10 protein-coding genes are annotated in these 9,882 nt (G+C 60.9%); 6 read left to right on the forward strand and 4 right to left on the reverse strand.

The window, feature by feature from the left end:
* Positions 1–4 precede the first annotated feature (4 nt).
* Positions 5–484 (reverse strand): VOC family protein, encoded by a 480-nt coding sequence (locus tag KGB23_RS19705; RefSeq protein WP_223432272.1) that lies wholly within the window; start codon positions 482–484, stop codon positions 5–7.
* A gap of 221 nt (positions 485–705) precedes the next feature.
* Between KGB23_RS19705 and KGB23_RS19710 the strand changes: the two genes are divergently transcribed.
* A complete protein-coding gene (locus KGB23_RS19710; protein ID WP_095132201.1) occupies positions 706–1,074 on the forward strand; it encodes a DUF5064 family protein in 369 nt (122 codons plus the stop codon).
* Between the two features lie 16 nt (positions 1,075–1,090).
* Here KGB23_RS19710 and KGB23_RS19715 read toward each other — a convergent pair whose 3' ends face one another.
* The 3 genes from KGB23_RS19715 to KGB23_RS19725 are packed head-to-tail and all read right to left on the reverse strand — an operon-like array spanning position 1,091 to position 4,436.
* Positions 1,091–2,860 (reverse strand): SulP family inorganic anion transporter, encoded by a 1,770-nt coding sequence (locus KGB23_RS19715; RefSeq protein ID WP_223432273.1) that lies wholly within the window; start codon positions 2,858–2,860, stop codon positions 1,091–1,093.
* Positions 2,861–2,909: 49 nt separating this feature from the next.
* A complete protein-coding gene (ppk2, locus tag KGB23_RS19720) occupies positions 2,910–3,731 on the reverse strand; it encodes a polyphosphate kinase 2 (RefSeq protein WP_223432274.1) in 822 nt (273 codons plus the stop codon).
* A 42-nt stretch (positions 3,732–3,773) separates the two neighbouring features.
* Positions 3,774–4,436, reverse strand: coding sequence for a VIT1/CCC1 transporter family protein (locus KGB23_RS19725; protein ID WP_223432275.1), 663 nt, complete (start codon positions 4,434–4,436; stop codon positions 3,774–3,776).
* A gap of 180 nt (positions 4,437–4,616) precedes the next feature.
* Here KGB23_RS19725 and KGB23_RS19730 point away from each other — a divergent pair, with 180 nt between their 5' ends.
* From KGB23_RS19730 to argE, 5 genes are all read left to right on the forward strand, one after another.
* Complete coding sequence (locus KGB23_RS19730; protein ID WP_223432276.1) at positions 4,617–5,891, forward strand: flavohemoglobin expression-modulating QEGLA motif protein; 1,275 nt, start codon at positions 4,617–4,619, stop codon at positions 5,889–5,891.
* A gap of 160 nt (positions 5,892–6,051) precedes the next feature.
* A complete protein-coding gene (locus KGB23_RS19735; protein WP_223432277.1) occupies positions 6,052–7,362 on the forward strand; it encodes a flavin-containing monooxygenase in 1,311 nt (436 codons plus the stop codon).
* A gap of 24 nt (positions 7,363–7,386) precedes the next feature.
* Positions 7,387–7,803 carry a RidA family protein gene (locus KGB23_RS19740; protein ID WP_008027166.1) on the forward strand — a complete coding sequence of 139 codons (417 nt, stop codon included), beginning with the start codon at positions 7,387–7,389 and terminating at the stop codon, positions 7,801–7,803.
* 165 nt (positions 7,804–7,968) lie between these two features.
* A complete protein-coding gene (locus KGB23_RS19745) occupies positions 7,969–8,646 on the forward strand; it encodes a DUF1028 domain-containing protein (protein WP_223432278.1) in 678 nt (225 codons plus the stop codon).
* Positions 8,643–9,794, forward strand: a complete 1,152-nt coding sequence (gene argE / locus KGB23_RS19750; RefSeq protein ID WP_223432279.1) for an acetylornithine deacetylase — start codon at positions 8,643–8,645, stop codon at positions 9,792–9,794. Before KGB23_RS19745 ends, argE begins: the two co-directional genes overlap by 4 nt.
* The last annotated feature ends 88 nt before the right edge of the window (positions 9,795–9,882 follow it).

Here is a 9,882-nt window from a genome sequence, read left to right on the forward strand (position 1 = left end):
TCAGTTAACCCTTAACCGCCGCTTCAATCCCAGCGACGTCGATCTTTCCCATCTCCATCATGGCGTCGAACGCGCGCTTGGCCACTGCTTGATCAGGATTGGTTATCGCGGCGGTCAGAACGCGTGGTGTGATCTGCCATGACACTCCCCACTTGTCCTGGCACCAGCCGCATACATTTTCCTGGCCACCATTTCCGACAATCGCGTTCCACAAGCGGTCCGTTTCGGCTTGGTCGTCGGTTGCAACCTGGAACGAAAAAGCCTGGTTGTGCTTGATCGCCGAGCCCCCGTTCAGTCCGAGACAAGGGATGCCCATCACCGTGAACTCGACCGTCAAGACATCGCCCTGCTTGCCCGCCGGATAGTCGCCAGGCGCGCGAAGGACCGCTCCCACAGCGCTGTCGGGAAACGTTTTGGCGTAGAACGTCGCAGCGTCCAGCGCGGTGCCGTCGTACCACAGACAAATCGTGTTTTTGCTGATCATCGCGGTTCTCCAGAAAAGAAACGGGTACGTGCATTCTGGTACGGATACGCCTTTCGTGCACCTTGAAGGTAGAAAACCCCAAGCGATCACCTAAGCTCTAAGGGGAGATTTTGCGCTGCTACAAATTGATAGCTCCACGCTATGGAGCACGCTCCATTAATGCGATTTTCATGGACTGCCGATTCCAGGAAGGTAGCCATCCACCCCAAAAGGAGCCACTCATGTTCAAGCCCGGTCACCTGAACCGTACTAATGCTCCTGGCACTCCCGGAGTCCCGGAATACAACATTGATGTCTTCTATGAAGTCCGCCGCGACCCCAAGGAAGGCATGCTGATGCACTTCAAGATGGACGGAGCGGTATCAGGTAAAAGCTTCACTGAAGAATTCGATATGCACCGCGACACGGCCTTCAACTTCGCCAGCCGCGTGGCAAAGGCTGCGGCCAAGCATGGAGTGCCCGCCAATGCCAGTCTCATCATGCGCGGGCACAAGGAATACGACGCGATGTTCGAGGATATTCGCGACAAACTCGGCGTCCAACCGGGCGATCCAGTCAATCTGGATAACGCGGAGAAAGACCGTCGCTGAGTGACGCCAATGCCACTCAGCGCGCCTCGTCCACCGGATGGATCACGAGGTAGCTGTCGACGGCATCGTCGATGGTTGGAAAGAACGCCGATTCGCCAAGCCGTGCGAACAGCCCGAATCGCTTCAGCTTGTCCTTGACCGGGTCCTTCATCTCGGCCACGCACAACTTGATGCCCGCCGCGTGCAAGGTGTCGTCCAGTTCAGCCAACACGTCGGCAGAGGTCACGTCCACACTGGTGACGGGTTCGGCCGCAACGACCAACCAGCGCACGGGCGTAGGCGATGTCGCCACTGCGGCAAGCACCCGGTCATTGAACAGTTCGGCGTTGGCGAAAAACAACGGCGCATCCCAGCGAAACAACACCAGGCCGGGGATAAGGCTCGCGTCGGGATAGCGCTGGATGTCGTGGTAGCCCTTGACCCCCTCGGCTTGCCCCAGCACCGCGGAATACGGCCGCCAGCCATCCCACAGAAATTCGATCACGGCGATCACGATGGCCAGGCCGATGCCCTCGATCGCGCCGAACACGGCCACGCCGACGGTGCAGACGATCGACAACCAGAACTCCCAGCGCTGGATGCGATAAATGCGCCGCAGGTCGGCGACTTCAATCAGGCCGATGGCCGAGGAGATTACGACCGCTGCCAGCGCGCTGCTGGGTAAACTCTGCAACAGGTTCGGCGCCACCATCAGCAATAAGGCAACTGCAAACGCGCCGACAACCCCGGTCAACTGGGTTTTGGCGCCTGCGGCTTCGGCCACGGGGGTACGTGACGAACTGCTGCTGATTGGAAAGCCCTGGAAAAATCCAGCCGCCAGATTGGCAAAACCGAGCCCCGCCATCTCCTGGTTCGGATCGACATAGGAACGGGTCCGCGCCGCATAGACACGAGAGAGCACGCTGGTGTCGGCGAACGACACCAGGGCGACGGCAAAACCGCCGATGAGCACGGGTACAATATCGGCTTGGGTGATCCAGGGGATGGCGAACGCAGGTAAACCTTGTGGAAGAGCACCGAGGACCGACACACCCGCGCGCGTGCCAAGGTCCAGCACGCCGACGGCGACGGTCGCGCCTGCCACTGCGATCAAGATGCCCGGCACGCGCTTGAAGCCCTTGAGCAGCAGGATCACGACCAAAGTGGCTGCGCCGATCATGAACGCGGTCCAGTTGGTCTTTCCTTCCATCACCGCTGTGACGATTGCCCATATGTTTCTCAGCGGGCCGTCGGACTCAATCGAAAAACCGAAAAACTTGGGCAGTTGGCTGATCAACACGGTCAGCGCGATGCCGTTCATGTACCCGTAGCGGATCGGCTTGGACAGCAACTCCGTAATGAAGCCCAAACGCATGATGCCCGCCAGGATGCACACGGCGCCTGAAACGATCGCCATCATGCCCGCAAGGGCGACGGCGCGATGCGGGTCACCACCCGACAGGGGCAGGACGACCGCCAGGATAACGGCGGCCAGTGAGGAATCCGGGCCCAGCACCAGAATCCGGCTAGGCCCGAACAATGCGTAAGCGAGTAGCGGAACGATGGTCGCGTAGAGGCCATAGATGCCGGGTACGCCCGATGCCACGGCGTAGGCGATGCCGACGGGCACCAACATCGTCGTGAGTACCAGCCCGGCCATGATGTCGTGACGTAACCAGGCAACCTGGTACCCGCGCAGCGTGCGAAGCCCAGGAAGCCAACGGCTCCAGCCGGTATCGTCGCCGGTATCCCGGCGTGCAATCCGGCCCGGTTCCGGGACGGGAGGCGAAGAATCCGAATCGCTCATAGAACTGTGGCCTTTAGGTGTACAGCGCAGATTCGCTTACACGTGCCCGTCAGAACTTTTCGGGCACTCGCCGGTGCGGATAATCCGGGTCGCGATAGCCGCCTGGCTTCTGCCGCTTGGGCAATATCACCTTCTCGTGTTCGACTTCCTTGTACGGGATGCGGCTGAGTAAATCGGTGATGATGTTAAGGCGGGCCCGCCGCTTGTCGTTCGAGTTGGCCACCAACCATGGGGCATGATCGGTGTCAGTCGCCTTGAACATGTCGTCACGTGCACGTGAATAGTCATACCAGCGGCTGTATGACTTGAGGTCCATGGGGGTCAGTTTCCAGGTTTTTCGTCCATCCTTGATGCGCTCCTGAAGCCGGCAGGTCTGCTCCTCTTCGCTGACTTCCAGCCAGTATTTGAGCAGGATCACGCCCGAATCGACGATTGCACGCTCCACGAGCGGCGTTGTCTTCAGGAAACTGGCAACCTGCTGTTTAGTGCAGAACCCCATCACACGCTCAACGCCCGCCCGGTTGTACCAACTGCGATCGAAGATCACCACTTCGCCGGCCGCGGGCAAGTACGGCAGGTAACGCTGGACATACATCTGACTTTTCTCTCGATCACTCGGCGCCGTTAGCGCCACCACCCGAAAGACACGCGGGCTGACGCGTTCGGTAATCGCCTTGATCGTTCCGCCCTTGCCAGCGCCATCGCGCCCCTCGAAGACGATGCAGAGCTTGATGCCTTTGGCTTTTACCCACTCCTGTAACTTGACCAGTTCGACGTGCAGGGTGCGCAGTTGCTCAAGGTAATCCTTGCTCTTCAGCTTCGGGTTTTCAGCAGATTTACGCTTAGGGGCTTTTTTCTTGTCCTTTGCCATGATCGAGACCTCACCAATAAACAGCGTAGGGTTGCAATCTGCTCATCCACCGAGCGCGATGATCGCGGTGATTAGAACAGCGCCGGTGACTGCCAGCGCAATTGCGCCTTGCCACGGTTTTGCGCCAGCGTATTTCGCGAGCACCCAACCGGCGATGAACAGCACGCCGAGTCCGACCAGGTTAGACAGGCGCACGGCGAGCGCCGTCTGGTCGAGCAACAGAAACGGCACGACAAGCGGGAATGTCGAGAACACCACCAACAGGAAAACACCGACAGCGCCCCTGAAATCATCCCAACCGAGGCGTGGCTGTACCGGCATCGATGAATACTCGACCAGGCGGCGCCGCAACGACTCCAGCTCTTCAGGGCCGGCCGCTGCTGCGAGACGCGGGGGTAACGCCTCGGCAATGAGCGCTTGCCCGGCGGCTGCGTCCGTCGCATCGCGCAGGTTGGTGCGAAGCGTACGGTTGCGCGTGCGCTCGATCAGGGTTCGCAGTAAATACATCACGGCGTCCGCGAGTCCCCAGGCGAGGTTGCAACCCAGCGCGGCGATCATCATCGTGCGCTCCGCCTCCTGGCCAGACGTGGCCACGCTGATGGTTCCGGTGAAGGTCATAGCCATCAGCAGGCCGAAGATGACCTCCGTGACACGATCGACCGGATCAAGTACACGGGCCCGCTTTTGCTCTCCAGTGCTTTGCATGCGCTCATCCTCACCACGGCTGCGTCAGCGTGGTCCTGGTTTTCAGCCGTGCCAGGATGGCCAAGACCCGGCATCCGCAAGCACACCGAACAGCTTAGTTCAGACTTGACCTGTCACAACGCGGCGTATCGACAACGACTAAACTTTTGCGATTGAACCTTGTTCCCCAAGGAGATCTTCATGAGCACCGCGTCCCTGTCCGAACTCGATGCTGCTCTACCCGGTCTGGTCCGCAAGATCCGCGTGCTGGACGCCCTGGCCTGGCCGGATGGGGTTGAGGAAGCATTTCTGACACGTTGGCGCGCCGGGCAGGCAGAACTGCCCAGGGTCGAGCTGCGCCCGCGCGACCACAGCGCTGACATCGCCGCCCTCGAAGCCTTTATCGGCCGCTGCGATGAAGGCCATCCGGCCGGACGCCACCTCGCCATGACGGCGCGCAGCTATGCCACGGCCGGGCTCATGCTCGGTGCCATCGGCACACCCGACTTTACTCAGTATTCGTCAGCGCTGTACCGGCGCCCGGACTTCTACTATTCGCGCCTGAAACTGAGCATGCTGGACGCGGCCCAATTCTTCCTCAAGACCACCGACGCCCTTCTGGGCGGTGCGCGGATTCCACCGTGCCCGGCAGAAATTCCGGCCGAGGTCTTCGCCGCCTGGATGCAGCCGGAACTCGACCGCTTCTTCGGACCGGGCCGGATCACCGTCGTGCTCGATCCGACCCTGGCCGCCAAGGCCATCGCCGGGGCCAGTCGCATCCGCCTGCGGGCCAGCGCGCTGTTCTCGGAACTGGACAAGAACCAGTTGTTGCAACATGAGGCCTTCGTGCATGTCGCCACGGCACAAAACGGCGCACTCCAACCCAACCTCAAAAGCCTGGGCCTGGGGGCGCCACGCACGACCCAGACCCAAGAGGGCATCGCCACCCTGGCCGAGCTGTTCACCGGCAGCATGGACATCAACCGCCTGCGCCGCCTCGCCCTGCGCGTACTCGCGGTCCAGCAGGCGCTGGATGGCGCCGATTTCATCCAGGTATTTGAAGGTTTTCTCGCGGCCGGACAGTCGCAAGAGGAATCCTTCCGCTCGACCCAGCGGGTGTTCCGCGGCGCCGACCTGCGCGGCGGTTCGGCGTTCACCAAGGATGCCGCCTACCTGACCGGTTTGCTCGGCGTGCATACCCTGTTGCGCATCGCGATCCGCGACAACCGGCCGGAACTGGTGGGCCATTTGTTCGCCGGGCGCCTCAGTCTGGGGGATACCGTGCGCTTGGCCCCGCTCTTCGAGTCCGGCTGGCTGCAGGGGCCGGTCCATGTCCCGGCCTGGGCCTCCGATCTGCGTCTGCTCGCCGCCAACCTGGCCTTCTCCGCTTTTATTTCCCGGATCAAGCTGGATGTACTCGATCTGGAGGTGCTCATGGCCTTCGCCGACGAGCATGAAGCCGATGCCAGCGCCTAGCGTTTAAAGGGAGAGCCGCCGAACCAAACGCTCTGCATCAGTTATTTATACTCAAATGCCAGCTTAATAATATTTTACCGATACCAGGGTGATCCCTAGTCTTGACCCCAAGAAATGGCAGGCCGTTACCGACCTAAATCCAACTTCGAAGGGTATTGAGATGACCACTGAAAAAATAAAAACAGATACGCTGATTGTTGGCGCCGGTCAGGCTGGCGTGGCCATGAGTGAACACTTGAGCAAACTCGGCGTGCCGCACCTGGTGCTGGAGCGCAACCGTATCGCCGAGCGCTGGCGCACCGGGCGCTGGGATTCGCTGGTGGCCAACGGTCCGGCCTGGCACGACCGTTTTCCCGGTCTCGATTTCGACGACCTCAGCCCCGACGACTTTGCCCCGAAAGAACGGGTCGCCGACTACTTCGAAGCCTACGCCAAGAAATTCAACGCCCCGATCCGCACCGGCGTGGACGTGCTGAAGGTTGAGCCCAATGTCGGTCGCCCGGGCTTCACCATTGAAACCTCCGAGGGCGTGATCGAAGCCAATCGCGTGGTGGCTGCCACCGGGCCTTTCCAGCGCCCTGTCATCCCGCCAATCGCGCCGAAAGATCAGCCATTCCTGCAGATCCATTCCGCCGACTATCGCAACCCGGCGCAGCTGCCCGAAGGCGCTGTTCTGGTGGTCGGTGCCGGTTCGTCGGGCGTGCAGATCGCCGATGAATTGCAGCGTGCCGGCAAGAAGGTATACCTCTCGGTGGGCGCACATGATCGCCCTCCTCGCGCCTATCGCAACCGTGATTTCTGCTGGTGGTTGGGTGTGCTGGGCGAATGGGATCAGGCCGCCATGAAGCCCGGCCGGGAACACGTGACCATCGCGGTCAGCGGTGCGCATGGCGGCCGCACGGTGGACTTCCGTGGTCTCGCCCATCGCGGCATGACGCTGGTGGGTTTGACCCAGTCGTTCAACGGCGGCGTAGCGTCTTTTCAACCGAACCTTGCCGAGAACCTGGCGCGTGGCGATGAGAACTATCTGGCGCTGCTCAATGCCGCCGATGCCTACATCGAACGCAACGGCCTGGACCTGCCGGAAGAGCCTGAAGCGCGCATTACCTTCCCGGATCCGGAGTGCGTGACCAACCCGATTCTTCAGCTCGACCTGGCCAAGGCCGGCGTGACCTCGATCATCTGGGCCACCGGTTTTGCCACGGATTACAGCTGGCTCAAGGTTGATGCCTTCGACGACAACGGCAAACCGGCACATCAGCGCGGCGTGTCGAGCGAAGCTGGCGTGTATTTTCTCGGCCTGCCGTGGCAGTCCCGTCGCGGGTCTTCGTTCATCTGGGGCGTTTGGCACGACGCCAAGTACGTGGCTGATCACATCGCCATCCAGCGTTCCTACCTCGACTACCACGACGCCGCGCAACGCGAGGCTGAAACCGTCCCGGCCGCCCATAAAGCAACTGTCAGCGCTTGAGCCATTTTTCTTTAGGAGCTTCAAATGTCCACGCCAACCCATACCCGCATTCGCATGTTCAACACCAAAGAAACCTACCCGAACCAGAGCCTGGACAATGACCTGTGCCAAGCCGTCCGGGCCGGCAACACCGTTTACGTTCGCGGTCAGGTCGGGACTGATTTCGAAGGCAACCTGGTCGGCCTCGGCGACCCGCGAGCGCAAACCGAGCAAGCCATGCGCAACGTCAAGCAGTTGCTGGAAGAGGCTGGTAGCGACCTCAGCCACATTGTGAAAACCACCACTTACCTGATCGATCCGCGGTATCGCGAGCCGGTGTATCAGGAAGTCGGCAAGTGGCTTAAAGGGGTGTTTCCGATTTCGACCGGGTTGGTGGTGTCGGCACTGGGACAACCGCAGTGGTTGATGGAGATTGATGTGATTGCGGTGATTCCTGAGTAAGGAAGTAGACCGAGGCGCGGCCTTCGCGAGCAAGCCCGCTCCCACAGGGGATCTTCAGCGAACACAAAATGTGTGAGCGACACAGATCAAATGTGGGAGCGGGCTTGCTCGCGAAGGCGTCCGCACAGACACCCACTTTGCCAAGGCTAAACAAGGAACCAAAACATGACCTTCTCCATCGCCGCCCGTTGCCCCGAAACCGGTCAGTTCGGCATTGCGATCAGTTCCTCCAGCATCGCCGTCGGCGCCCGCTGCCCCTGGCTGCTGCCGGGTGTCGGCGCCGTCTCCACACAAAACATCACCCTGCCGTCGCTCGGCCCGGAAGTCCTCGCCCTCATGGAGCAAGGCCTTGCACCGGCCAAAGCGTTGGACAAGGTCCTGACCCGCAACGGCTACAGCCAATACCGCCAGATCACCGCGATTGACCACCTCGGCCAGACCGCACACTTCAGCGGCTCGCAAACCCTGGGCAACCACAACGCCGTGTCCGGCGATCAATGCGTGGCTGCCGGCAACATGCTGGCGGACCGTGCAGTGATCGAGGCGATGGTCGAGGCATTCGAGCATGGCGAGGGTCAACTGACCGACCGCTTGCTGGCGGCCATGAAAGCAGCCATCGCGGCGGGCGGTGAAGCCGGGCCGGTGCATTCGGCCGCGGTGGTGGTGGTCGGCGAATTGACCTGGCCGATCATCAACCTGCGGGTGGATTGGGCGGATCACGATCCAATCGGCCAGCTTGAGAAATTGTGGGACGCCTATCGCCCACAGGTTCAGGACTACATCGACCGCGCCCTGGCCCCCGACAAATCCCCTGGCTACGGTGTCGCCGGAGACGACCGATGAGCAACAGCCTCGATTTGCTGAAAACGTTGGTGGCGTTCGACACCACGAGCCGCGAATCAAATCTGCACCTCATCGAGTTCGTCCGCGACTACCTCGAACGCTTCGACGTGCCTTGCGAGTTGATCTACAACGAGCAACGCAGCAAGGCCAATCTGTTCGCAACCATTGGCCCGGCGGACCGGCCGGGCATCGTGCTGTCGGGGCACACCGACGTGGTGCCCGTCGATGGCCAGCCGTGGACCGTTGCACCGTTCGAACTCACCAAGCGCGACGGCAAACTGTACGGTCGCGGCACGGCGGACATGAAAGGCTACATCGCCTGCGTATTGGCCCTGGTTCCATCCTTGGTAAACGCCTCGCTGAGGCTGCCGGTGCATATCGCGCTTTCGTACGATGAGGAAGTCGGCTGCCTTGGTGTGCGTTCGTTGCTGTCGGAGTTGGAAAAGCGCCCGGTCAAACCGATGCTCTGCATCATTGGCGAACCGACCGAGCTGAAGCCGGTGCTCGGCCATAAAGGCAAACTGGCGATGCGCTGCGACATTCACGGTGAAGCGTGCCATTCGGCGTACGCACCGCTCGGGGTCAATGCGATTGAATACGCCGCGGAACTGATCGGTGAACTGGGGAGGATTGGCAACCGGCTCAAAGCACCCGAGCATCACGACGCCCGATTCGATCCGCCGTTCAGCACCGTGCAAACCGGTGTGATTTCCGGCGGCAAGGCCTTGAACATCGTCCCTGCCGATTGCCGCTTCGACTTCGAAATCCGCGCCCTGCCCTCGCATGATCCAAGTGAGGTTGCGCAGGAGCTAAAGGCCTATGCCGAACAGCAGGTTTTGCCGCGCATGCGTGCCGTGAGTGAGCAGAGTGAGATTCGCTTCAGCGAGTTGTCGGCGTACCCCGGTTTGGCGACTGATGCGCAAAGCGAAGCCGCTGAGTTGATTGCTGCGGTCTCAGGCTCCCGAGAATTTGGCACCGTGGCGTTCGGAACCGAGGGCGGCCTATTCGACGCAGCAGGCATTCCCACCGTCGTCTGCGGCCCCGGCAGCATGGATCAAGGCCACAAACCCGACGAATTCATCAGCCTCGAGCAATTGAACAGCTGCGATGCCATGCTCCATCGAATGCTGCAATCAATCAGCGAATAGCAAAGATTTTGAACACCCCAAAATCCCCTGTGGGAGCGGGCTTGCTCGCGAAGGCGGAGTGTCAGACAACATCATTGTCGACTGACAC

Origin of the sequence: Pseudomonas sp. GL-B-26 (assembly GCF_019947405.1) — a bacterium.
Lineage (GTDB): Bacteria > Pseudomonadota > Gammaproteobacteria > Pseudomonadales > Pseudomonadaceae > Aquipseudomonas.